Origin of the sequence: Shewanella khirikhana (assembly GCF_003957745.1) — a bacterium.
In the GTDB taxonomy this organism is placed as follows: Bacteria; Pseudomonadota; Gammaproteobacteria; order Enterobacterales; family Shewanellaceae; genus Shewanella; species Shewanella khirikhana.
Genome location: NZ_CP020373.1, coordinates 369,743 through 394,313 on the forward strand (window position 1 = coordinate 369,743; position 24,571 = coordinate 394,313).

Below are 24,571 nucleotides of genomic sequence, written 5' to 3' on the forward strand. Positions count from 1 at the left end.
GAATAATAGACCGTCCGAAGTTATCAATTTTTTTATGCAATTAAAACATTGGTTTAAAGTTTTCATTACGGAGAATGCATTCTTGCCAGCTGGTCTTTCCAGTGAGATTGACTGGGCTTGAGAATCCAAACTTTTTGGTAATTCTTTTTGTTGCGAAATTGTTGGATGAAAACTCGGCTCTAAGATACTTTAGCCCAAGCTGGCCGAAGGCGTGTTTTGCCAGCCAATCAATGGTTTCATCTGCAATTAATTTGCCCTGGGCAGATGTCAGCATCATGATCCCCACATCCGCGCCCTGATTTGGCTCAATGTTGTTCAGGCTGACGAGTCCCAGCGAACTGTGCCCCAGTTGTATTACCCAACAAAGGGTGGCTGACGTGGTTTTTTCTGATTCTCTAAGCGTGCATTTAAAGGCTTTTTGCGCCCGTTCGAGATGAAAGGCTGTGTCGATATTGGCCATGATGCGGTTGCTGCAAAAAAGCTCACAAAACAGTGCTTCATCTTGCAGCTGCATGGGCCTGATGGTGAGTCTGTTGGTTGAGTACATGCTATTCAGTCCAGGGAATAAATCGAATAACGCCCTGCTCGCCAAGGTCGCGGCGAAACACTACCCGGTAGGGATTGAAAAGCGGCAGTCCAAGTACGCTTTGAGCGGGCCAGTGGGGCAACTGCCCCATGAGTTTAAACACCGCCTTGCCATGACCTGGGGCATTCACTTGCCAGTAGTGGTGGGCATCCACGCCAAGGCTGACCTCTTCGCCGTTGGCGCCCTCAAATACCAACTCAAGCTGTGGCCAGCTCTCGAGCTTGAGCAGCTTGCTGTCGATGCCCTGTTTTTGCGCTGCAATTATCTGGCTGATATCGCCCAGAAAAGGCGAAGTCAGCTGCTTGCTGTCTGGTAACAGTGCCCACAGCCGCTGCATCAGCGGGGTAAAGGCCACTGCAGGCAGACTGATAAGCGAAGCACCAGAGTCGACAATGGCATTGCTGGAGCCCCGTTGCAGGTGGGCTGCCTGCGCCGTTGGCAGCGCAATATCGATATCGTTTTGCCAGCGCACCGCCTTTAGGTTGACGTTGTAATAGCGGTCGTGCACCACCTTGAGGTCGACCGCACTGCCATGGTTGGGCGCCGCATCTTCTTCATGGCTGCCCAAAATCAACAGCCCCTGATTGAGGGGATCGGCCGCGAGGCTATCCGCACAGGCATTTTCGCTCGCCACATGGATGCTGGAGCGGCGGGTTATCAGGGTAAAGCGGTTGGCGCACAGGCCCCGCTCCTCCATCAGGGTAAAGCAGGTGGCCACGTCTTCTTCGGGCAGTTGCGGGAGCAGCGCCTTAAAGTCATCCAGCTGCTGTTTAACCAGCGGATGCGCCTCATCGGGAAAGGGCCAGGGGAAGGTGCTGGCCGGGTCTATGCCGTGGCTTGTGAGGTAAGTGGTCAGGTCGTAGCCGCGATTGAGCGGATGATAGGCCATACCCCAGATACCATCGGCATCCAAAAAGGTGTGCTCGGCCTCGGCGTGCACCAGTGCCAGCGGGGTGTCGGCCATGGCAAGCTCCCCGGCATGTATGCGGGTGTGCACCACGGCACCAAGCCAGCCACCGAGGCCGTAATTTACTTCCTGCGCCAGGGTGGTGGCTTTAAGCTCAGTGTCCCTGGTCGCCTGATAACCACTTTCGTGCACCACCAGAGTCGAGCTGCCGGTATCTATGATGAGGTTAACGGGCTGGGCTTCGCTGCCGATCGTCAGGCTGGCGGTGTAGCCGCCTTCGGCCAGCAGATTGGTCAGCGGCAGTGCCAAAGGCCTGGCCAAAGCAGGGCTTGATTTGGCGGTCATTGGGGCATTGTCTGGCACGATAAGGCCACTCTATAAAAATTCAGTATTTTTAGGAGTTTGCCCTTGTCCTGTGCTGCGGGTCAAGCCCGCAGACAGCCGCTCACAGGTGAGCGGTACATAAGCGCTGGGTCAGTCAGCACTCTGGCTGAAACCCTCATCGAGCCAACCCGTTACTCCGCCAATCATCTTTTTCACCGGCCGCTCGAGGCTGGCAAGCTTGAGTGCTGCCTTGTCGGCGCCATTGCAGTGTGGCCCGGCGCAGTACACCACAAACAGGGTATCGGCAGGAAAGTCTGCAAGGGTCGTTTCATTGATGCGGCTGTGGGGCAGACTGAGGGCGCCGGGCAGATGGCCTTCGCCGTACAGCGCCTCGCCGCGCACGTCCAAAAGAACAAAGTCCTGCCGCCCCTGAGTGATGGCGTGGTTTACATCCCAACAATCGGTTTCAAAGGCAAGCAGGGCGGCGAAATGGCTGGCGGCGCGCTGCGATTCGGCGGCGGGCGGACGACTGACAACTGATGACATACAAAGCTCCTTGGTCTTGGGGAATGTTGTCAGTTTGCGCCACCCGGGCATCAATCGTGATTGGCTTTATCGCCATTGTTAGATAGTTTTAAGCCAATGCGTTGCAGGCGACTTGTGTCGCCCGAGTGAACCCCGAAAATAACTGTCTGGGCACCAGGCTTCGACGTTTGGCGTCCCAACCCCTAAATCCCTGAATCCAGATCCTGGAATCCAGATCCTAGAATCCAGATCATAGAATCTGGGAACAATGAGGAGGTGCCATGCGTTCTGGCGTTGTAAAAGTTGATTCAGCTGCTGGCCATCAGCTGCTGATCCTGGTGCCGCCGCAGGTGTCGCTGTTCGAGCTTGGCTGCGCCGCCGAGCTGTTTGCGCTGCCAAGGCCCGAACTGCACCACTGGTATCAAACACGCTTTATGCGTTGGCAGGATGAAGACGGCCTTGCAGGCGATGCTGGCAGCTCGCCGGTGCCCGCCACCGGCGGCCTTGGGCTAAGCGTCCAAAGCGGTAATCGCTTCGATGGGGTCGATATCCTGGTGGTGCCGAGCTGGCCTGTGGATGTGGCGCCGCCCCCATCGCTGCTGATGGCCATACGGCGCTTTTTTGAGGGCGGTGGCAGGCTGATTTCATTTTGCTCCGGCGCCTTTTTGCTGGCCGAAGCTGGGGTGCTTGATGGCAAAGTCGCCAGCACCCATTGGCGCTATGGCGCAGCTTTCAGGGAAAGGTTTGCCAATGTAACTGTGCAGGATGAGGTGCTTTACACCTTCGATGGCCGTATCGGCTGCTCGGCCGGCAGCGCGGCGGCATTGGACTTGGGGCTGGCATTGATCCGCCACGACTTTGGCCGTGAGGTGGCCAATCAGGTAGCCAGGCGGCTGGTGCTGTCGCCCCACCGCAGTGGCGGTCAGGCGCAGTTTGTGCAAACCCCGATGCCAAGTCGCCCCGATGCGTTTGCCGCTACCCTGGACTGGGCGTTATCAAGGCTCGATAACGCCATCAGTGTGGAAGAGTTGGCGGCAAAGAGCCATATGTCGCGCCGCAGTTTTGACCGGCGCTTCAGGCTTGCCACAGGTACCAGCCCCAAGCTGTGGCTGTTGCAGCACCGGCTGGATAGGGCCAAACGGCTGTTGGAAGAAACCAATCTGGGGCTGGATGCCGTGGCAGCTCAAGCGGGGCTTGGTCAGGCGCTGAATTTACGGCTGCATTTTCAAAAGCAGCTGGGCATTACGCCCAGCCAGTATCGGCGCCAGTTTTCCCGCTGTGTATAGGCACAGGCATAAAATGCCAGTTAGAAGCTGTGGCGGGCGCGAAAGTGGCGCTCGCCCGGCGCCATATCGTTTTGAATGGCTTCCAGGATCCGGGGGCTTATCTGGCCGCTGTCGGGGTCTAAGGTGGTGCAAAGCTTCAGGGTCTTGCGGATATCCAGCTGATGCCCCAGATATTCGAACACCACCCGGGTGCAGCTCGGGATCCGCTCGCCGCTGGCCGAGGCGCCAAGGCGCAAACCGCTTAAGCGGCCAACCCGACTCTTGAAGGTGGGGATAAGGATGGTCTGGGTCAGCTGATTGCCGGTAAGCGACTCATAATCCATTAAAAAGATTCGGTCAGCCAACAGGTGTGCCATCCCGAAATACTTGCTGTGATAGACCTTTTCACCGGGGCCCTGCTGCAGGCGCTCGGTGCGTTGGTAGTACACCTTGCCGCCTTGTTTCTCAAGGCAAATGAGATTGCGCAAAATCTTGCCAGGAAAGGCCATCGACAGGTGGTATTCGAAGTAATAGCCAAGGTATTTATCGAGCCCCTGACTCAGGCTTTGCAGCCTGGCCAGATGCTCAAGCTCGGGTGCCTCGCTCACAGGCTCACTGGGGCGCGGCCGCACCTGAATAAGCAGTTGAAACTGGCTGTGGGGCATAAGGATTTCATGCTCTTCCACCCCGAAGAAGTCGCACAGGCGCCGCAGACTATGGGCCGAGGGGCGATACTTGCCACTTAAATAGCGGTTGAACTGCGGCCGGTTGATATCGAGGCGACGACAGACCTCGGCCACCGAACGGTAGTAGCTGCAAAGGAGGCGAAGATTTTTGGCAAATTCCTGATGCATGGCAGACCTGTGATTATTCCCGGCGGCAATTGGCGCGCGGATCGCTCGAAACAGTCCGCCCAGTGTACCTAAAAGCGGCAAAGTGCGACAGACTGCGTCAGATGTTGTTTGTCGCCAAAACTGCGCCAATCAGCGCCAATTTGCATCAGTGCGTCAACTCCCTTATTGCAGCGCAGGCTGCTGTAATAGCGCGAAATAATCAGGCTTGGCCCAGAACAAGCCCACTTGAAACAAGCCCTGCTCAAACCGCGTCCGGGAGCGCACCATAAAGATGGATACACGTATTGAACACGACCTGCTGGGGGATGCCCCGGTTCCTGCCCACGCCTGGTATGGCATTCAAACCCAGAGGGCGCTGGAAAACTTCAGCCTGAGCGGCACCCCCATCAGCGCCTTCCCCGAGCTTATCCGCGCGCTCGCCAGGGTAAAAGCCGCTGCCGCCCGCGCCAACCATGGGCTGGGACTATTATCTGACACCAAGGCCAGCGCCATTGCCGCCGCCTGCGATGACATTATCCAGGGCGCGCTGCACGACCAGTTTGTGGTTGACCTTATTCAGGGCGGCGCCGGCACCTCCACCAACATGAATGCCAATGAAGTGATTGCCAATCTGGCCCTTGCCAAGCTTGGCCACGGCAAGGGCGAGTATCGCCATCTGCACCCCAACAACGATGTGAACTGCTCCCAGTCAACCAACGATGCCTACCCGACGGCGGCGCGTCTGGCCATGGTGGAAGCGGTAGAGCCACTCAAGGCTGCCATCGAGGCCATTTGCTTAAGCCTTGAGGTCAAGGGCCGCGAGTTTGGCCATATCCTCAAGATGGGCCGCACCCAGCTGCAGGATGCCGTGCCCATGACCCTGGGGCAGGAATTTGAAGCCTTTGCTGCAAGCCTCAAGTCGGACATCGCCCGCATCGATGATGCCTGCGCTGAGCTTTGCGTGGTGAACCTTGGCGGCACGGCCATTGGCACCGGCATCAACACCCATCCGGCCTACGGCGTGCTGGCGGTGAAGGCCCTTGCCGATATCACGGGTTTGCCGGTGACTCAGGCTGATAACCTTATCGATGCCACCACCGACATGGGCGCCTTTGTGACTTTATCATCTGTGCTGAAGCGCCTGGCGGTGAAGCTCTCCAAGCTCAGTAACGACCTGCGGTTGCTCTCCAGCGGTCCGCGCACCGGCCTTGGGGAAATCCGTTTGCCTGCGATGCAGCCGGGTTCGTCCATTATGCCGGGCAAGGTAAACCCGGTTATTCCGGAGGCGGTGAATCAGGTGGCGTTTCAGGTAATTGGCACCGACATGACCATCACCATGGCGGCCGAGGCGGCGCAGCTGCAGCTGAACGCCATGGAGCCGGTGATTGTTTATAACCTTTTGAATAACTGCGCCTTGCTGACCCGCGCCATCGCCATGCTCGATAGCCGCTGTATTCAGGGTATCGAAGCCAACGAGGCCAAATGCGAGCAGCACCTGAATACCAGCATCGGTATAGTCACGGCGCTGGTGCCGCATATCGGTTATGAGAACGCCACCCGTATCGCCGGTGAAGCCCTGCTGAGTGGCGCCGGTGTGGCGGAACTGGTGCGCCGCGATGGGCTATTGAGCGACGATGCCTTAAGCCAAATCTTAAGCCCGGCCGCCATGGTTACGCCGGTGGAGCTGACTGGCCTTGGTGCCAAGGCGCATTGATTGAGCGGCGCACTGACAAAGGCTTTTGATCTCAGTAAAAATTGACCAATAAAAAAAGCAGCCTGATGGCTGCTTTTTTACTGCTTTTTACGGCGTCAGAGACTTGGCTTTACACCGTCTCAGGCTTCCAGCTTGGCAAGCTCGGCTTTCTGCTCGGTCAGCTTGTCCATGTCGCGCTTGATGTCGGCGGCCTTGGCGCGCTCTTTCTCAATCACTTCGGCCGGGGCCTTGGCCACAAAGCCTTGGTTGGACAGCTTGCCTTCGATACGGGCCACTTCACCGGTCAGCTTCTCCAGCTGCTTGTCGATACGGGCCATCTCGGCGGCAACGTCAATCAGGCCTGCCATAGGAATCAGCAGCTCCATTTCACCAATCAGCTGAGTGGTGGCCATGGGGGCGGCTTCGCCTTCGGCGAGAATGGTCATGCTCTCAAGCTTGGCCAAGGTGGCGAAGAAAGCCTGGTTGGCTTCGATGCGGGCCTTGTCTTCATCGCTTACACCACGCAGCAGGGCTGACAGCGGCTTGCTTGGCGCAATGTTGAGCTCGGCGCGAATATTGCGCACGGCCACAATCACCTGCTTAACCCACTCGAGATCGGCCATTGCCTTGGCATCTACCTTGGCGGCATCGAACTCGGGGAAGGACATCAGCATCAGGGTGTCGCCCTCAACACCGGCAAGCGGCTTAACGCGATCCCAGATGGTCTCGGTGATGTACGGCATCATGGGGTGCATCAGGCGCAGCAGCTGCTCAAGTACAGTCACCAGAGTATGACGGGTGCCGCGCTGCTCGGCTTCAGAGCCGTTTTGCAGTACTGGCTTGGTCAGCTCCAGATACCAGTCACAGAACTGGTTCCAGGTGAACTCGTACAGGGTGTTGGCGGCCAAGTCAAAGCGATAGGCATTGATGTGCTCATCGAAGGTCTTGACGGTTTCCTGGAACTTGCCGATGACCCAACGATCGGCCAGCGACAGCTTCATCTCGCCACCGCCTTGGCCGCAATCCTGCTCTTCGGTGTTCATCAGCACGTAGCGTGAGGCATTCCACAGCTTGTTACAGAAGCTGCGGTAGCCATCGAGGCGCTTCATGTCCCAGTTGATGTCACGGCCGGTAGAGGCCATGGCCGCCAGGGTAAAGCGCAGCGCGTCTGTGCCGTGTGGCTCGATGCCGTTTTCGAATTCCTTGCGGGTGCTCTTTTCAATCTTGGCGGCAAGCTGTGGCTGCATCATGTTGCCGGTACGCTTCTGAACCAGGGATTCAAGGTCGATACCGTCAATCATATCCAATGGATCGAGGACGTTACCCTTGGACTTGGACATCTTGTTGCCCTGTTCGTCGCGGATAAGACCGGTCACGTATACCGTCTTGAACGGTACCTGCGGCTTGCCGTCTTCGTCTTTAACGAAGTACATGGTCATCATGATCATCCGGGCAACCCAGAAGAAGATGATGTCAAAACCTGTCACCAGCACGTCGGTGGGGTGGAAGGTCTTGAGCTCTGGGGTTTCTTCCGGCCAGCCAAGCGTGGAGAAGGTCCACAGGGCAGAAGAGAACCAGGTGTCCAGCACGTCATCGTCCTGACGCAGTTTCACGTCGGCGCCGAGGTTATGGTTCTGGCGCACTTCGTCTTCGCTGCGGCCAACGTACACCTTACCGGCTTCGTCGTACCACGCAGGAATGCGGTGACCCCACCACAGCTGGCGGGAGATACACCAGTCCTGAATGTCGCGCATCCAGGAGAAGTACATGTTTTCGTACTGCTGCGGCACAAACTTGATGTCGCCGTTTTCCACCGCTTCGATGGCAGGCTGAGCAAGCTTTTGCACCGCAACGTACCACTGGTCAGTGAGCAGCGGCTCAATCACTACGCCTGAGCGATCGCCATAAGGCACCTTGAGGGCGTGTGGCTCGATTTTCTCAAGCAGACCCAGAGTCTCAAACTCTGCAACAATAGCATCGCGGGCCTTGAAGCGGTCGAGGCCAGCATAGCGCTCGGGCAGGCTGGCATCCAGCTCGCTGTTGTGGCTACCGTCGGTGTTGAGTACCTCGGCCAGGGCGCGGATAGTGGCATCCTGGGTCAGGATGTTGAACATCGGCAGGCTGTGGCGCTTGCCCACTTCGTAGTCGTTGAAGTCGTGGGCCGGGGTGATTTTCACGCAGCCGGTACCGAAGTCTTTATCCACGTATTCATCGGCGATGATGGGGATGCGGCGGTTCACGATAGGCAGAATGATTTCTTTGCCAATCAGTGACGCGTAACGCTCATCTTCGGGGTGTACCGCAACTGCGCTGTCGCCCAGCATGGTTTCAGGACGGGTGGTGGCTACTACCAGATAGTCTTTGCCATCGGCGGTCAGCTCGGTGCCGGCCAGCGGATAGCGGAAGTGCCACATGTGGCCCTGCTTTTCTTTGTTTTCCACTTCCAGATCGGAAATGGCGGTGTGCAGCTTGGGATCCCAGTTCACCAGGCGCTTGCCGCGGTAAATCAGTTTGTCGTCGTACAGGCGCACGAATACTTCCTGCACCGCGTTGGACAGGCCTTCATCCATGGTGAAGCGCTCACGGTCCCAATCCACAGAGGCGCCCATGCGGCGCAGCTGGCTGGTGATGGTGCCGCCGGACTGGGCTTTCCACTCCCAAACCTTTTCCATAAAGGCGTCGCGGCCAAGGTCATGGCGGCTCTTGCCCTGTTCGGCTTCAAGCTTTCGCTCAACCAGCATCTGGGTGGCGATACCGGCGTGGTCGGTACCCACTTGCCATAGGGTGTTTTTGCCCTTCATGCGCTGATAGCGGATAAGGGTATCCATGATGGTGTCCTGGAAGGCGTGACCCATGTGCAGGCTGCCGGTGACGTTCGGCGGCGGGATCATGATGCAGTAGTTGCCCTGGCTGGCATCACCGTGTGGCTTGAAGTAACCCTTTTCTTCCCAAACGCGGTAGAGGGCCTGTTCGATGGATTGTGGATTGTATGTCTTTTCCATGGGGATCAGATTTTCTCAAACTAGATTAAGGGGTTGTGTCGCCAAATCCTGAGTGGATGGCTCTATGCCAAGGCCGCGAAGCTCGCGAAAGCGCAGCCGTGCCAGTGCCTTGGTGGCCTCGTCACCGGCGACAAAGTCGATAAAGTGGCCAAAGTGTACCGCAAAAGGCGGTACTTTTTCTGCAAGATTTATCAGAATGCCGCGGTTTTTTGACGGCCCGAGGCGATCGTGACCGATTTCCACCGGTGCCCCCCCCTGAGGCCCTTCGCCCTTGAGGTTGTGGGGCACAAAATCGTTGGGGTCAAACTGCCAAAGTTGCTCATCGATGGCAAAGCTTTGGGATTCATCGTTGCAGTGAATATAGACCCAGGCGCCGCGGCGGTAATGAAACGCCGCCAGACGGCAGGCCAGCAGCTCGGCAGCATCCCTCATTTGGGATGGCGGAAGTACGTAAAAAAGTGCCTGGGTCATGGAGTTTCCGGCTAAAGAAAACGAAAGCCGCATTCTAACTTAGATAGACGCCCGACATAAAGCAGCGTGGCTGATCGGTGTGGGGTGCCAACGTTAATAGCGACCTGGCTGCTGATTAGCGGCGGCAGCTTAAGTATTTGAACTCGAAAAAGGCGGCAATATCGGCGCCAAGGCTCTCAAGCTCGCCCTTGGGCAGCGGCTCACACAGCTGCATCAGCGACGGCCAAAAACACACGCCCTTTATCATGCCGTGCAGCGTCGCTTCCACTTCATCCACATCAAGCTTGGGCAGGGCGCCGGACTTGATGCCTTCAGACAGCCAGCGGCGCAGCGCCGATTCGTGGGTGACCCTACTTTCCAGCTCACATTTGAGCGCGCCGGGATGAAACATAAAGTGGCCAATGGCGACCCGCACCAGCTCGAGATAATCCGGGTTGGTCATGATGGCTATTTCGGCGTTAAGCACCTCAAGCAGCTGCTCTCCCACGGGGGTGTCTTTGGCGAAGCTAAATTGAATATCGGCATTGGCCGATTGCCACAGCTCGGCAACCAGCTCCAGCACCAGCGCCTCTTTACTGGCGAAGTGGTTATACACGGTGCGTTTGGAAACCTCGGCCACCCGTGCCAGCTCATCCATGCTGGTGCCTTGCACGCCCTGGGTCTGAAACAGCTCCTTGGCGGCGAGCATTATGGCTTCACGTTTGATTTCACTGCGATTTCGCTTTGGAGTTTGCACCTGAGTTTTCCAGTCTGTGTGCCCTTGGTGGAGAAATTTTACACTGAGTAGTTTACTTTTCCAAATTCAAATGTAAACTGCACAGTGTAGTTTACATTTGTCGGAGGCTGTATGAACAGCACAAGCCCAGTGAACGGTAACAGTGAAGTAAGCGGCAACAGTGAAGTGAAGGATAGTGTGGCAATGAACAGCTTAGGCAAGAGCCCGGCGCAGAACGACGCAGGATTGGTGAGCGAAGCGGTTTCAATCAATGGCAATAGCCCGGTTCGTGCGGGCCGCCCGGGCGCCAAACGGCTCAAAAACCGCTTTGTGAACGGTGAAAAAGCCTATAAATCCGGGTTGTCTGACTTGTTTCGCATCATCGCAGCTTACCTCGGTGCCAAGCGTGAGGCGCCTGTCCCTAAAGAGGCAATCCCGCTTGCGCCAATCACAGCAGCCGAACTTGCCGATCCAAGCCCCAGATTGTATCGGCTTGGGCACTCCACAGTGCTGATAAAGCTTGATGGCAAGTACCTGCTGACCGATCCTGTATTTGCCGAACGCGCCTCGCCGTTTCGCGCCTTTGGTCCCAAGCGTTTTCATCAAAGCCCGATTGCCCTTAAAGACTTACCGGCCCTCGATGCGATTGTGCTGAGTCACGACCATTACGACCATCTGGACAGCGATGCTATCCGTTATCTGGCAAAAACCGAGGCCCGTTTCTTTGTGCCGCTGGGGCTTGGTAAGCGGCTCACTAAACTTGGGGTTGCAGCCTCGCGCATTGATGAGCTCGACTGGTGGCAGTCGGCGCACCTTGGCAGCATAGAGCTTACGGCAACTCCCGCGCAGCACTTCTCCGGTCGGGGTCTGTTTGACCGGGACCAGACCCTGTGGGCGAGTTGGGCGATTCGAGGGGAGCAGGCGCGGGTGTTTTTCAGTGGTGACTCCGGATACTTCCTAGGCTTTGCCGAGATTGGCGAGCGCCTTGGCCCATTCGATGTGACTCTGATGGAAACCGGTGCCTACAACGAGCTGTGGCGTGATATTCACATGATGCCAGAAGAAAGTTTGCAGGCGCATCTGGACGTGAAAGGGCTGGTGATGGTGCCCATTCATAACGGCACCTTCGATTTGGCGCTGCACGATTGGTTCGAACCGCTGGAGCGTATTCGGGCGCTGGCCTGGGAGCGGTCGGTAAAAATTGCCACCCCCATTTTTGGTGAGGCACTGAGTTTGCAAACGCCCGGACAAGGCCGGGAGTGGTGGAATCTCGCCATGGTTGAGCAAGCCGGCGAAATCCCTGACGTTAACACCCGTGGCGAAATCCTGGATGCACGCTGAGTGTTTCGGCCCAGTCTATCGCCTGGTGCGAGGCGCTATCGTTCATGGGCTGGCTGGGAGCTTCGCAGTGAGCCCCAGCGCGAAGGGATGTGCGCCGATTAGCCTTTGGCCATGCGCCCCAGGCGCCACTCGATAAAGAAGCCAAGCAGGCCGAGGCAAAAACCGAAAACGCCCACCATTCTCAACCAGGCGTTGACGGGACGGGATATCTTTTTGATTCCGTCGAAGCCAAAGGTGCGTTTACCGCCTTCGACTGCTTCTGTAAAGCGCTTGCCCTGGAAAGTTGCCAGCATGCGGGTCTCAAGACTTTCGCGGCTCATCATCTGGGCCCGTGTTACATCCATTTCCTTGCGGTAGTCCTTTGCGTCAGTGGCGCGCACCATTGCCAAAAACACATCCTCGTCGAATATGCCGTTAGGCTCGCCCGCCAGCTCAATGCCGCGCGAGCTGTAAATATGCATATCCTCGCTGAACAGCAACTTGCTCTCACCGGCATAAAATAAGGCGCTGCTGATGGCAACCAACAGGCTTGATGCGAGCAAAATACCTTTGCGCTCGTTCAGCCTGCGTCCACGCTGTTGTTTAAGGTTGTCAGCCACCTCCGGCAGCTGCGCCAAACGTTGCTTATCGGTGCCAAGCAGGGGATCGCTGAGCAGTGTCTCGAGATCTATCCCCATGGCACTTAACAGCCGACTGAGCACGTCGGCAGAGGGCAATGACTTATCGTTTTCCAGTTTTGACAGATAGGACTGCTCAATGCCGATTGCCTCGGCAAGCTGTGGCTGGCTCATGCCAGCAGTCTGGCGGAAGTCTTTGATTTTAAGTCCAAGAGACATAATTTTTGCTCCGTGCAGTGTTAGGAAGGTGCGAACAGGTCTTCGCATCACTCTGGCGCTGATTGCGAAGACAGTCCCGGCTATCCTTGTTGATTCCTTGCGGAATACGAAGCCGAATATTGGTGAATCAGCGGGAATATTCAATGTTATTTAACCAGGGCGCACATTTTTTATCCTCTTTGCACCGATATTGGCTTCACCCTGTGCTTATTCCTGCGTGGTTACAGTCTGCTGTTGTAAATAATATATTGTTATACGTTTGACATATTGAACACCTTTGGGCATGCTGGATTTGTGATTGCCGTCCTGAAGAGGACGTAGCAGGTACGGGTTTTGCGCATGTCCTGACCAGTTTTTGCAGTAGCAGGCTATGCCCAAAACGCGAACTCAAGCGTTTTGACTATCAGGTGATCTATGCCTTTAAAACAAGAAGTTAGTGGAAGAAAGAACAAGCCGGTTATATTGATGTCCATGGGGCAACAGGACAGAAATGGCCACCCCTACCAGGTGATGACCCACAAATATATGCAGCCCGTGGTGGAAATCTCAGACTGCATTCCTCTGCTGGTACCTACCTGCTTTGGTGCTGAAGATATTGAGCAATATCTGGATATGGCCGACGGGGTTTATCTGTCGGGCGCCGCCTCCAATATTGACCCGACACTCTATGGCCAGGAAAACCTGACCCCGGAGAAAAAGCAGGATCAGGCTCGCGATCTGGTGGATTTGGCGCTGATTAAAGGCGCTGTGGCACGCGGATTACCTTTGCTTGGTATTTGCCGTGGTATGCAGGAAATGAACATTGCCTTTGGCGGTGACCTGTACCAGAAGGTGTATGCCGAGGAGCATTTGGACGATCACCGTGAAGATCCTGAGACGCCACCGGAAGTGCAGTACGGCGAAAGCCACAGCATCTCCATGGTGAAGGGAACATGGTTGCATAAGCTGCTGGGCGACACCATCTCGGTGAACTCGCTCCACGGCCAGGGCGTGAATAACCTGGGTGAGGGCGTTGAGCCTTTGGCACACGCCGAAGATGGCCTGGTGGAAGCAATTCATGTGCCTGCGTTGCCACAGTTCACCTTGGGCGTGCAGTGGCATCCGGAGTGGAAAGCCATGGAAAACCCTGATTCAATCAAGATTTTCAAGGCCTTTGGTGAGGCCTGCCGTCGCCGTGCCGGCAATGATCAGGACCTGCGTATCGACAAGGCTTCCTGACAATCACGGATTGAACACAACAAAAAAGCGAAGCCGAGGCTTCGCTTTTTTATGTGCATCTTTGGCGATAGGCTTATTCGCCCTGTTCTACACCAGCGCGGTTTAACAGGAACTGGCTCAGCAAAGGTACCGGACGACCGGTAGAACCCTTGTTGGCGCCACTGTTCCAGGCAGTACCGGCCACGTCGAGGTGAGCCCAGTGGTACTTCTTGGCGAAGCGCGACAGGAAGCAGGCCGCGGTGATAGAACCAGCCGGACGACCACCGAGGTTGGTCATGTCGGCGAAGGGGCTATCGAGCATGTCCTGATACTCATCCCACAGCGGCATACGCCAGGCGCGGTCGCCACTCTGCTCACCGGCGCTCAGCAGTTCATGGGCCAGCGGGTTGTGAGAAGAGAACAGGCCAGAGGCGTGTTTGCCAAGGGCAATCACACAGGCACCGGTCAGGGTGGCGGTGTCCACTACCAGCTCAGGGTCGAAGCGCTCAACATAGGTCAGCACGTCACACAGTACCAGACGGCCTTCGGCGTCTGTGTTCAACACTTCCACGGTTTGGCCACTCATGGTGGTGAGGATGTCGCCGGGGCGATATGAATTACCGGAAGGCATGTTTTCACAGCCGGCCAGAATTGCGACTACGTTCAGTGGCAGCTTCATTTCGCAGATGGCTTTCATGGTACCGATAACGCCTGCAGCGCCGCCCATGTCGTACTTCATCTCGTCCATGGCTTCGCCTGGCTTGAGGGAAATACCGCCCGAATCGAAGGTCAGGCCCTTACCCACCAGCACGATAGGCTTGGCGGTGCTGTCCACGGCGCCCTTGTATTCCATTACAGTCATGATGGACTCGTTGGCGCTGCCGCGGCCCACGGCCAGGTAAGAGTTCATGCCCAGTTCGGCCATTTGCTCTTCACCGATGGTGGTGACTTTCAGGTTCTCATACACTTCAGACAGCTGACGCGCCTGAGAAGCCAGATAAGCAGGATTACAAATGTTCGGTGGCATGTTGGCCACGTCGCGGCACAGGTGCATACCGGAGGCCACGGCCACGCCGTGCTCAATGGCACGCTCGCCCACGGTCAGCTCGCGGCGGGTTGGTACATTAAATACCAGTTTGCGCAGTGGACGGCGGGTTTCGCCTTTGCGGCTCTTGAGTGCATCGAAGCTGTAGAGGCTGTTTTGGGTAGTTTCTACGGCCTGACGGACTTTCCAGTAGGTGTCGCGACCCTTAACGTGCAGTTCAGTCAGGAAGCACACTGCTTCCATAGAGCCGGTTTCGTTGAGGGTGTTGATGGTTTTGGCAATGATTTGCTTGTATTGGCGCTCATCCAGTTCACGCTCTTTACCACAGCCCACCAAAAGAACACGCTCGCTGAGCACGTTGGGGACATGGTGCAGAAGCAGCATCTGACCGGGTTTTCCCTCCAGATCGCCACGACGCAGCAGATTACTGATGTAGCCTTCGCTGATTTTGTCCAGTTGCTCTGCAATGCCGGACAAACGGCGGGGTTCGTAAACTCCCACCACGATACACGCTGAGCGTTGTTTTTCCGGGCTGCCGCTCTTTACGCTAAACTCCATGAGCACTCCTAGATTCTTAAAGACAAATTTTTATATTTATTGGATAATGCCTGCTTGTGCCCAAATTTGGGCCTAAGTTTCCGCGCCAAGGCCTGATATCAGCGCCTTTTTTCAATGGCGCCTTGCGATGGTATTGGTCAGAAAACTATCAAAAGTAGACAGTTTACATGAAAGTTAGGCTGATACCAGCAAAATGATAAGTTTTGATACCGGATCCTGCCTGTGATTGTATTTAGATATCTGTTCCGAGAAGTTTTCAAGGCACAAATCGCGGTACTTTTGGTGCTGTTGACTATCTTTATCAGCCAGCATTTTGTCCGCGTTCTCGCCGATGCATCGGACGGTGAGTTTCCTGCTTCTCTGGTTGTTACCTTATTAGGGCTTAATTTGCCCTATCTTGCGGTACTTGTGTTGCCGCTCAGCCTGTTTCTGGGGATCTTGCTCGCCCACGGCCGTATGTACGCCGAAAACGAAATGGTGGTTTTCCATGGCGTGGGGGTGAGTGAGTGGTATGTCACCCGGGTCACTCTGCTGCTTGCCGTGCTCAATATGCTGTTTACCGGCTATTTATCCCTGTTTGTTACCCCCTGGGCGGAAGAGCGCCAAAATCAGGTGCTGGAAAAGGCTCAGTCTGAAGCTGGTCTTGCCGCATTGGTGCAGGGGCGTTTTCAAACCAGTCCCGATGGCCGTGCGGTGCTCTTTGTTGAAAAGATTGGGAAAGACAACGAGCTGGAAAAAGTATTCGTGGCACAACTGCCGGACCCAGAAGATGAGCAAGGCCAGGTTAATCTGGTGTCTGCCAAGGGCGGTAAGGTTGTGGAAGATGCCAGTGGCGGTCAGCAACTGAAACTCAGTGATGGCGTGCGTTATCAGGGCTCGCCCAGTCGCCTCGATTATCAGGTGCTGGAGTTTGGCGGCTACGGCATGCAAATCAAAGAGCAGGAAGTGGACGAGCGCAGACGTAAGATGTCGGCCTTGCCGCTGGGGCAGCTGATGGATCAGGACACCCCTGAAGCTGTGGCAGAGCTGCACTGGCGATTGGCTATTCCGCTGGCGATTCCGCTGATGACCCTGATTGCTGTGCCCATGGCGCGGGTGAATGTGCGTCAGGGCAAGTTTGCCAAAATGCTGCCGGCGATTTTGCTGTATCTGGGCTATTTCGGCCTGATGGTGGCCGGACGCAAGGCGCTGGAAGATGAGGTCGTGCCCGCCTTCCTGGGGATGTGGTGGATACACCTGTCGGCCCTGGTGATGGGGATAATGCTGCTTGGCAAGGAGCGGCCTTTAGGGGCCCGTCTCAGTGGTCGCTTCAAGCGGAGGGCCACCGCATGAGTATTCTTGATTGGTATATTGCCCGGGTACTTATCAGCACTTCATCGCTGTGTTTGCTGGTGCTGACCGGTCTTTCCGGCATTATCAAGTGGGTGGATCAGCTGCGTCTGGTTGGCCGCGGTACCTACACCATGATGGATGCCGGGATATATGTGCTGTTTCTTATCCCCCGTGATATTGAAATGTTCTTCCCGATGGCGGTGCTGCTGGGCGCCTTGATTGGCCTTGGCATGATGGCCGCCAACTCTGAGCTGGTGGTGATGCAGGCCTCGGGTCAGTCGCGGCTGCAAATTACCCTGTCGGCGATGAAGACCGCGGTACCCTTGATGCTGCTGGTGATGGCGCTGGGTGAGTGGGTTGCTCCTGCGGCCGAACAGCGCGCCAATGAGCTTAAGGCCACCATGATTTCCGGCGGCAGCCTGATTAAATCTCACCGCGGTATCTGGGCCAAAGACGGCGACCTCTTTGTGAACATCGGTGAGGTGGAAGACCTCAACACCCTGGGCAATATCACCCTGTATGAGTTCGATGCCAGACAGCATCTCACCCACGTTGTTAACGCCCGTCGCGCCGAGTTTGACGGCAAGGTGTGGATGATGCGCGATGTCAGCAAAACCCATATTCAGGACGATAAAATTATCCGCGATGAGCTGGCCAGCGAGCCTTGGGAGTCGACCCTGACTCCGGACAAGCTCAGCGTGGTATCGGTTAAGCCTGAGTCGCTGTCGGTGCAGGGTTTGCTTGGCTATCTTGAGTATTTGAAGGTCAACACTCAGGATCCGAGCCGTTACGAGCTGGCGCTGTGGCGCAAGCTGCTGCAGCCGGTGACAGTTGCCGTGATGATGCTGGTGGCGCTTTCCTTTGTGTTCGGGCCGCTGCGCACTGTAACCATGGGCGCGCGGGTGCTGTTGGGTGTGGTGGCCGGTTTTGGCTTCTATATCTGCAACGAAATCTTTGGTCCCATGACACTGGTATATCAGCTGCCAGCCTTCATAGGTGCGGGCGCGCCCGCGATTATCTTTGCCGGTGCTGCGGTGTACTACATTCGCCGCTGAGACTTGTGAGCAGGATGAGACTTAACGATGAGGGCGCCGGTTGGCGCCCTCATGCTTTTGCATGAACCTCGGCCCGGATAACGCTTTCCTGCGTTTGATAACTGGGCAATTTCCCGCCTTGTACTAGGCTTTGGCTTATCATCACTCGTTTAACTTGGATTCTGGTTTCACACAAGGAAGTCGTGCCATGAGTATCAAAGCCAAGCTGATCGCCATAGTCGCCTTGATGACGCTGTTTCTGCTTTTTATCGGAGCCATGGGCATGCGTGGCACCGACAGCATGCATAACTCCCTCGGTACCGTCTATCAGGACAGAGTCGTTCCCTTAAAGCAGCTGAAATTGATTGCCGATGCCTATGCGGTGAGCGTGATTGATGCGGTGAACAAGGCCAATGCCGGACTGATGAGTGCCGAGGAGCTGCGCGCCGAACTGACGTCCGCCAGCACCCTTATTGCGAGCGAATGGCAGGCCTACTCGGCTACCCAACTTACCACCGAAGAAGCCCTGCTTGCCGATGAGGCCAGGGCTTTGTTCCAAAAGGCCGATGCCGCCATGGCGCGCCTTGGCCGCTTCGCCGCCAATCTCAGTGGTAACATCAGCGGTCAGCTCGATGACTTTGATGGCGAGCTGTACCAGGATATCGACCCTATCAGTAACAAGATTGGTGAGCTTATCAACCTGCAACTGGACGTGGCCCGGGCCGAATTTGATGCCTCAGAAGCGGTCTACGCCGAGGTGCGCACCTTCAGCACTGGACTGATGCTAGCCGGCGGTCTGCTTGCCATTGCCGCTATCTGGGTACTGTTCAGATTTGTGATTTCACCGCTGCAACAGGCGCTGAGATTGGCTAATGCCGTGGCGAGCGGCAATCTGAATAACCAAATCGATCGCAGCGGCAAAGACGAAGCAGGCAAGCTGCTGTCAGCACTCGGTCAGGTGCAGGACGCCGTGAGCGCCATCATCCATGGTCAGCAGGATATGGCCCGTGCCCACCGCGAAGGCCGGGTCAGTGCCGTGCTTGATCCCAGTCAGTTCGATGGTGCTTATGCCGATATCGCCAGCGAAGTGAACGCGCTGGTGGCCTGTCATCTGGATGTAGAAAACAAGCTGGTGGCGGTCAGCCGCGAGTACGCCAAAGGCAATTTCAGTGTCGACATGGATGCGCTGCCCGGCGAGCAGGCGGCGATTACGGAGGCCTTAGCTGAAGTAAAAGCGGCCCTGCTTGGGATAAGTCGCAACATCAAACAGATGGCCGCAAGCGGAGCCGATGGTGACTTTTCCTGCCGGGTGGATGCCTCCGGCTATCAATACCTGTTTCGGGAAACCATTGAAGATCTCAATCGCCTGCTCGCCACCTGCGATAAGGGCTTTGGCGATATTCGCCGGGTGACAGAAGCCCTGTCCGATGGAGACTTAAGCCAAAGCATCGAGGCCCAGTACCCCGGAGTATTTGGTGCGGCGGCGCAGTCGGTTAATCGCACCCTGGCCAGCCTCAGGCAAACGCTGGGTGATGTCGATACCATGGTGGCTGCGGCCTGCCAGGGCGACTTTGGCAAGCGTATGGCAGAGCAGGGGCTGGCGGGGTATCGGTTACGTCTTGCCGGGCAGCTTAACAGTCTCTCGGCGGTGACCGAGTCGGGACTCAAGGAAATCAACGCCGTGGTCAGCGCGCTCTCTACCGGCCGGCTCGACAGGCGCATGGAAGGCAACTACCCCGGACTGTTTGGCGCAACCCAGGCTGGGGTCAATGGCACCGTGGATGCGCTGGCGGATTTCGTCAATGATATAGACACCATGGTCAACGCCACCGCCCGTCACGGTGATTTCAGCGGTCAGATCCCGCTGGAGGGCCGCTCAGGCTTTTTGCTGGAACTCTCGACCCGTCTAAACGAGCTTGCCCGGGTGACCCGTGACGGTCTGACCCAGGTGAAACGCATTGCCAGCGCCATCGCCGACGGGGAGCTGACCACCAAAGCGTCCGGCCAGTTTCCGGGACTGTTTGGCGAAACCCTGAGCGCACTCGATGGCACTGTGGTGAGACTGAGCAACATGGTTGGGGAAATTCAGGATGCGGCGGCAACATTGCAGGTGTCGGCGCGGGAAATTGCCTCGGGCAATATGGATCTTTCCAACCGCACCGAGGCCCAGGCGCATTCAGTGGAAGAGACTGTGGCCAATTTCCGCAGTCTCAGCGACAGCATAGGCGCCAACACCGACAACGCAGTGCGGGCAGCGGGTCTTGCCAGTGCCTCGGCGGGGCAGGCATCTCTGGGGGCCAAAATTGTTGCCGACGTAGAAAACACCATGAGCAACATAGGTGAAACCTCGGCACAGATTGCCAATATTACCGGCATGATTGACTCTATTGCCTTTCAAACCAACATTCTGGCACTGAATGCAGCGGTGGAAGCAGCCCGGGCCGGTGATTCGGGTCGCGGTTTTGGTGTGGTGGCCGCCGAGGTGCGAAGCCTTGCGAGTCGCTCTGCCGAAGCGGCGCGGGAAATCCGTGAAGTTATCGACGCTGCCGCCAGCCGAATCGCTGCCGGCAATGATCAGGCCGCCAAGGCGGGACGCGCCATGAAGGAAATCGATGACAGTGTGCAGGCGGTAGCAGGGCTGCTGGAGCAGATTGCATCCTCATCCCAACGGCAGGGGCAGGGCATGGTGCAGGTACGGGGCGCTATCGATCAGATAGACAGCGTGACTCAGCATAATGCGGCGCTGGTGGAGGAAGCGACGGCTGCCGCTGCCAGTATGCAGTCGCAGGTTGAACGGCTCGCGAAGCTGATGTCGGTATTTAAGTTGGAAACGACTCAGAAGGCGGGTACCAGGCTTGCTTCGGTACCCGCGGGCAGGTCGGCTTAGCTGTAAACCAAGGGCTGAGCAGGGGTTAGCTCATGCCGTGCCAGTTGCGCATTTGGTTGGCTTCCGCCGATAACACCACCACTTCTGATCGGGTCATCTTGTCCTGCAGCGCCAGTTTGTCGGGATTGATAAGGATAAACAGATTACCCAAGCCAAACAGTGACCATACCAGGCGTGCTGCGGCGGCGATAAAGCTGAGATTCTGGCCGTTGGGATGCTGCACCTTCAGGCGCCAGGCACGCATGCCCAGGGTTTGGCCGCCCTTGGTCCAGAACACCACGTAAAAGCTGGCCACGCAAAACAGGATCCAGGCAAAATTGAGGTTACGATACAGCTCGTTACCGTTCAGCACATCAATCACATGCTCATGACCCGCTCGGTCGATAAGCCCCACATTCACCAATACGGCAAACACCACGAAGCTGACGATACCCGCCAGGATCCACACGGCTGCGGCCAGCATGAGGTCGTACACCATGGCACCCAGGCGACGGAAGAATCCGGCGCGGGGAAAGTTGGCATGTTCATGATTTATCATTGTTTAACCCTGTTCTTCGTCTCGCAGCATGCGGATATCTTTAAATCCCATGCGGGCAAACTCATTCAACCGATAGCTTTTCAGCGCGCCCTTGCCCTTGGCAGTCATGGCAACCTGTTGTTCCATGGCCAGAAAGCGGGTGAGGTCCACCCCTTCGGCGGCGGCTGCGGCCTCGTACATATCGTGGTACTTGTCGTAGGCAAAGTTAATCACTTTTGCCTGGCCTTTATAGGTGTATGCAACCTGACGTGCCATGGTAAAACCCTTTCGTTGTTTTTAGCTGAATTCGCTGCGGAAAATAAAATACACAGCCCCGAGGATGCACAGGCCTGCCCAGAGGTAGTCGAGTTTCAATGGCTCTTTGAGATAGAAATAGGCAAAGGGCACAAACAGACTCAGTGTAATCACTTCCTGTAAAATTTTAAGCTGGCCCACGTTCATTACCGTGTAGCCAATGCGATTGGCCGGTACCTGCAAGAGGTACTCGAACAGGGCGATGCCCCAGCTGACCAGTGCCGCAATTATCCATGGTTTATGGTTGAGCGACTTGAGGTGCCCATACCAGGCGAATGTCATAAAGATATTCGACAGGCAGAGCAGAGCAACCGTGGTGAGTGCTGGGTGCATTATTGCCTCACAGGGGCAGTATCATATAGCTGGCATCGTCACTGTAGCTGCCAAGGCATTTGAGGCTTTGGCTGTCGGCAAAGCCCTGACGGCGCCAGTAGCTGTCGGCGCCCTGAACCGCCACAAGAGACAGAGAGCTCAGTGACCAGCGCTCTGCCAGCTGCTTGAGTTTGGACAGTGCCTTGCCACCGGCACCCAGGCCCTGGGCGCGGGCAGAAATTGCCATATCGTGCAGATACAGGGTATTGGGTGTGGGCAGCTCGGTCAGGGCGTGATACAGGGGAGGCGGTGTGGTTTCCACCCAGGGGTGTGCCAAACAATAACCCAGCACCTGGCCGTCTTTTTCCATTACAAAACAAGAGTCTGGCGAGACTTTCCATTTGCTTTTAAGCACATGTAACGGCTCTGGATCCACCGCCTGATAACATTCGTCCTGAATATCGAGGATCATCGGCCAATCTTCGGCCCGAATTGCCCTGAGTTGCATCTGCTGCCCTTTGATAAACCACTGCAAAGGGCGCGATTATACCCCAATGCGCCTTACTCGCCCAGATAACGTTGTCTGAGATGGCGCTCAAGAAAACGGGCATTAAGGGGCTCGCCGGTGGCGGCGCTGATAAGGGCATCGGTCTCAAGCAGTGAGCCTTGCGACCAAATGTGCGTATCCAGCCAGGCAAACACTTTCTCGAGCTGACGATTGGCAATAAGGCCATCGAGGGGCCCGAGGCTTGCTTCCATGGCGAATCTCAGCTGGGCAGCATACATGGCGCCCAGGGTGTAACTGGGGAAGTAGCCGAGCTCGCCCAGAGTCCAGTGGATGTCCTGCATACAGCCGTTGCGATAGTCGCCGTCGGTGTTTATCCCGAGCAGTTGCTGCATTTGCGCAGACCAGAAGTCGGGCAGGTCGGCCACGCTCAGGCTGCCATCCACCAGGGCTTTTTCGGCCTCAAATCGCAGCAGAATATGGCACGGATAAGTCACTTCATCGGCATCCACCCGGATAAGCCCTGGCTTTACCCTGGTGGCCTGATGGATAAGCTGCGCCGGGCTGAAGTCGCGCTTCAGGTGACGGTTGATATTGGGGGTAATGAGCTCAACAAAGGCCTGGCTGGCGCCAAGCTGCATCTCGAAAAACAGGCTCTGGCTTTCATGCACCCCCATTGAGCGCGCAGCGCCGGCGGGCTGGCCGCGAAGCGACAGCGGCAGCCCCTGCTCATAGCGGGCGTGACCGGTTTCGTGGATGATGCCAAGCAGGGCGCCGGTGAAGTCATCGTCGCGGTAGCGGGTGGTCAGGCGCACATCGCCGGGCACGCCGCCGCAAAACGGATGGCTGGACACATCGAGCCGCCCCTGTTCAAAGTCAAAGCCGAGAATTTGCATGATTTCGCGGCCAATAGCTTCCTGCGCCTGAATATCAAAAGGGCCTTCGATAGTGGCCTGTTGCTCGTTGGCCTGACGGCTGCACACCTCCTGGATAAGCCCCGGCAGAAACTGGCGCACCTGGGCAAAGGTGGACTCGATTTTGGCGGCGGTCATCCCGGGTTCGAATTTATCCAGCAGGGTATCGTAGGGGGCAAGACCGGTTGCGGCCGCTCGGTGAGCGGCTTCTTCACGTACCAGTGCCATCACGGCCTCGAGGTTGGGCTTAAACCCTTGCCAGTCATTGTCTTTACGTTGGCTGCGCCAGGCGTTCTCGCACTGATAGGCGGCCTTGGTTTTAGCCTCAACCAATGCCTGGGGCACGGCGGTGGCTTCCAGGCACTGGCGTTTCATTTCCCTGAGATTTGCCTGTTCGGCCAGACTAAGCGTTTCATCGGCTGCTGCCGCTATGGCGTCCATCAACCAGGGCGCGGTGCGCATGGCGTGGATATGGCCTGCCAGGGTGGCCATGGCGTCGCTGCGGCCTTCACTGCCACCCATGGGCATCATGGTGGCCTGATCCCAATCGCCCAGCGCGCTGAAATGCTCGAAGTGGGCAATTTGGGCAAAGTGTTTACGAAGGGACTGGTAATCCTGGGTCATGGGAGCGTCTCGGCACTATGGAGCAGAAAGAATAGCGCCATGATAATCCATCTCCCGGCCGCGGGTAAAAACACTTGGCAAAGACTCAGGCTTTGATATGCTCGACCCTTGTTAAATACAAAGTTGTAGCCATGGAACAGCATTCTGTACAAGGAGTTGATAATGCTTGGCTTTTTCTTTTCTGATGCCAACCTTCCTTTCAGCATAGTCCTGACGGTTATTTTACTGCTCGGGATTATCGAAGCGCTTGCGCTGGTGACAGGCTTAAGTCTGATGGGGATGCTTAAAGACCTGGATCTGGCCGATGTCGATGCCGATGTGGCCGGGGGCGGTCTGACCGGACTTTTGGGCTGGTTGTGTCTCAATCGCTTGCCGCTGCTTATCTGGCTGGTGCTTGCCATGACCTGCTTTGTCATCGCAGGCTTTACCCTGAACTTTTTGTTTTCGGGGGTACTGGGCTACTTCCTGCCCACCTGGATGTCGGTGCCTCTGGCGCTGCTGGCGGCCGCTTTTGGCTGTCGCTATCTGGGCTCGCCGCTGGCACGATTGCTGCCAAAAAATGAAACCAGTGCCGTCTCCATTGACGACCTCAGTGGCTGCATTGCCACTATTACCCTGGGCCGGGCGGTCAAGGGCAATCCTTCCGAAGCCCTGGTGCGCGACCGCTATCAACAAAAACATTATGTGCTGGTTGAGCCCGACGAACAGGAGTCGGAGTTTATCCAGGGCACCCAGGTAGTGTTGCTGCGCCGGCAAGGGCGCGTGTGGGCTGCCAGTAAATTCGATCAATAACAATCAATAAGTTGCTGTAAAAATACTTTGCTGTAGATAAC

Annotated in this window: 22 protein-coding genes; 8 read left to right on the forward strand and 14 right to left on the reverse strand. The window is 56.5% G+C overall.

Annotated features, from left to right (window positions below; all coding sequences use genetic code 11):
- Positions 1–40: 40 nt before the first annotated feature.
- The 3 genes from STH12_RS01515 to STH12_RS01525 all read right to left on the reverse strand — a co-directional run bounded on the left by STH12_RS01515 (position 41) and on the right by STH12_RS01525 (position 2,363).
- Positions 41–547, reverse strand: a complete 507-nt coding sequence (locus tag STH12_RS01515) for a GNAT family N-acetyltransferase (protein ID WP_126165922.1) — start codon at positions 545–547, stop codon at positions 41–43.
- A gap of 1 nt (position 548) precedes the next feature.
- On the reverse strand, positions 549–1,856 hold the full coding sequence (locus tag STH12_RS01520; RefSeq protein WP_237158712.1) for a pepsin-like aspartic protease: 1,308 nt from the start codon (positions 1,854–1,856) through the stop codon (positions 549–551).
- 111 nt (positions 1,857–1,967) lie between these two features.
- Positions 1,968–2,363, reverse strand: coding sequence for a rhodanese-like domain-containing protein (locus STH12_RS01525; RefSeq protein WP_126165923.1), 396 nt, complete (start codon positions 2,361–2,363; stop codon positions 1,968–1,970).
- A gap of 260 nt (positions 2,364–2,623) precedes the next feature.
- Between STH12_RS01525 and STH12_RS01530 the strand changes: the two genes are divergently transcribed.
- Positions 2,624–3,628: a helix-turn-helix domain-containing protein gene (locus STH12_RS01530; RefSeq protein WP_126165924.1), complete on the forward strand. Its 1,005-nt coding sequence runs from the start codon at positions 2,624–2,626 to the stop codon at positions 3,626–3,628.
- 20 nt (positions 3,629–3,648) lie between these two features.
- Here STH12_RS01530 and STH12_RS01535 read toward each other — a convergent pair whose 3' ends face one another.
- Positions 3,649–4,461 (reverse strand): helix-turn-helix domain-containing protein, encoded by an 813-nt coding sequence (locus STH12_RS01535; protein WP_126165925.1) that lies wholly within the window; start codon positions 4,459–4,461, stop codon positions 3,649–3,651.
- A 271-nt stretch (positions 4,462–4,732) separates the two neighbouring features.
- Between STH12_RS01535 and STH12_RS01540 the strand changes: the two genes are divergently transcribed.
- Positions 4,733–6,154: an aspartate ammonia-lyase gene (locus tag STH12_RS01540; protein ID WP_126165926.1), complete on the forward strand. Its 1,422-nt coding sequence runs from the start codon at positions 4,733–4,735 to the stop codon at positions 6,152–6,154.
- 119 nt (positions 6,155–6,273) lie between these two features.
- Here STH12_RS01540 and STH12_RS01545 read toward each other — a convergent pair whose 3' ends face one another.
- The 3 genes from STH12_RS01545 to STH12_RS01555 all read right to left on the reverse strand — a co-directional run bounded on the left by STH12_RS01545 (position 6,274) and on the right by STH12_RS01555 (position 10,342).
- Complete coding sequence (locus STH12_RS01545; protein WP_126165927.1) at positions 6,274–9,135, reverse strand: valine--tRNA ligase; 2,862 nt, start codon at positions 9,133–9,135, stop codon at positions 6,274–6,276.
- Between the two features lie 15 nt (positions 9,136–9,150).
- The gene (locus STH12_RS01550; RefSeq protein WP_126165928.1) at positions 9,151–9,606 is read right to left on the reverse strand and encodes a DNA polymerase III subunit chi; all 456 of its coding nucleotides are present in this window, start codon (positions 9,604–9,606) and stop codon (positions 9,151–9,153) included.
- A 115-nt stretch (positions 9,607–9,721) separates the two neighbouring features.
- Entirely contained in the window at positions 9,722–10,342 is a 621-nt protein-coding gene (locus STH12_RS01555; RefSeq protein ID WP_126165929.1) for a TetR/AcrR family transcriptional regulator, read from the reverse strand.
- A gap of 111 nt (positions 10,343–10,453) precedes the next feature.
- Here STH12_RS01555 and STH12_RS01560 point away from each other — a divergent pair, with 111 nt between their 5' ends.
- Positions 10,454–11,662 (forward strand): MBL fold metallo-hydrolase, encoded by a 1,209-nt coding sequence (locus tag STH12_RS01560; RefSeq protein WP_237158714.1) that lies wholly within the window; start codon positions 10,454–10,456, stop codon positions 11,660–11,662.
- Positions 11,663–11,760: 98 nt separating this feature from the next.
- Here the strand turns inward: STH12_RS01560 and STH12_RS01565 are convergent, their stop codons facing one another.
- Positions 11,761–12,498: a helix-turn-helix domain-containing protein gene (locus STH12_RS01565; protein WP_164551123.1), complete on the reverse strand. Its 738-nt coding sequence runs from the start codon at positions 12,496–12,498 to the stop codon at positions 11,761–11,763.
- A gap of 414 nt (positions 12,499–12,912) precedes the next feature.
- Between STH12_RS01565 and STH12_RS01570 the strand changes: the two genes are divergently transcribed.
- On the forward strand, positions 12,913–13,716 hold the full coding sequence (locus tag STH12_RS01570) for a gamma-glutamyl-gamma-aminobutyrate hydrolase family protein (RefSeq protein WP_126165931.1): 804 nt from the start codon (positions 12,913–12,915) through the stop codon (positions 13,714–13,716).
- A gap of 73 nt (positions 13,717–13,789) precedes the next feature.
- On the opposite strand, the gene pepA is transcribed toward STH12_RS01570, so the two are convergent.
- Positions 13,790–15,298, reverse strand: a complete 1,509-nt coding sequence (gene pepA / locus STH12_RS01575) for a leucyl aminopeptidase (protein ID WP_126165932.1) — start codon at positions 15,296–15,298, stop codon at positions 13,790–13,792.
- 222 nt (positions 15,299–15,520) lie between these two features.
- On the opposite strand from pepA, the gene lptF reads away from it, so the two are divergent.
- The 3 genes from lptF (at position 15,521) to STH12_RS01590 (ending at position 20,551) form a co-directional block, all read left to right on the forward strand.
- Positions 15,521–16,630, forward strand: coding sequence for an LPS export ABC transporter permease LptF (gene lptF, locus STH12_RS01580; protein WP_126165933.1), 1,110 nt, complete (start codon positions 15,521–15,523; stop codon positions 16,628–16,630).
- Complete coding sequence (gene lptG, locus STH12_RS01585) at positions 16,627–17,685, forward strand: LPS export ABC transporter permease LptG (protein ID WP_126165934.1); 1,059 nt, start codon at positions 16,627–16,629, stop codon at positions 17,683–17,685. Before lptF ends, lptG begins: the two co-directional genes overlap by 4 nt.
- 187 nt (positions 17,686–17,872) lie before the next feature.
- Positions 17,873–20,551 carry a methyl-accepting chemotaxis protein gene (locus STH12_RS01590; RefSeq protein WP_126165935.1) on the forward strand — a complete coding sequence of 893 codons (2,679 nt, stop codon included), beginning with the start codon at positions 17,873–17,875 and terminating at the stop codon, positions 20,549–20,551.
- A gap of 25 nt (positions 20,552–20,576) precedes the next feature.
- On the opposite strand, the gene STH12_RS01595 is transcribed toward STH12_RS01590, so the two are convergent.
- Genes STH12_RS01595 through STH12_RS01615 form a run of 5 tightly spaced genes read right to left on the reverse strand, consistent with a single transcriptional unit; the run spans position 20,577 to position 23,738 of the window.
- Positions 20,577–21,089, reverse strand: coding sequence for an RDD family protein (locus STH12_RS01595; RefSeq protein ID WP_126165936.1), 513 nt, complete (start codon positions 21,087–21,089; stop codon positions 20,577–20,579).
- 3 nt (positions 21,090–21,092) lie between these two features.
- On the reverse strand, positions 21,093–21,344 hold the full coding sequence (locus STH12_RS01600; RefSeq protein WP_126165937.1) for a DUF2960 domain-containing protein: 252 nt from the start codon (positions 21,342–21,344) through the stop codon (positions 21,093–21,095).
- A 21-nt stretch (positions 21,345–21,365) separates the two neighbouring features.
- Positions 21,366–21,716: a DMT family protein gene (locus tag STH12_RS01605; RefSeq protein ID WP_011758917.1), complete on the reverse strand. Its 351-nt coding sequence runs from the start codon at positions 21,714–21,716 to the stop codon at positions 21,366–21,368.
- Positions 21,717–21,723: 7 nt separating this feature from the next.
- Complete coding sequence (locus tag STH12_RS01610; RefSeq protein ID WP_126165938.1) at positions 21,724–22,203, reverse strand: GNAT family N-acetyltransferase; 480 nt, start codon at positions 22,201–22,203, stop codon at positions 21,724–21,726.
- A gap of 53 nt (positions 22,204–22,256) precedes the next feature.
- A complete protein-coding gene (locus STH12_RS01615; protein WP_126165939.1) occupies positions 22,257–23,738 on the reverse strand; it encodes a carboxypeptidase M32 in 1,482 nt (493 codons plus the stop codon).
- A 162-nt stretch (positions 23,739–23,900) separates the two neighbouring features.
- Here STH12_RS01615 and STH12_RS01620 point away from each other — a divergent pair, with 162 nt between their 5' ends.
- Positions 23,901–24,530: an OB-fold-containig protein gene (locus STH12_RS01620; RefSeq protein ID WP_126165940.1), complete on the forward strand. Its 630-nt coding sequence runs from the start codon at positions 23,901–23,903 to the stop codon at positions 24,528–24,530.
- The last annotated feature ends 41 nt before the right edge of the window (positions 24,531–24,571 follow it).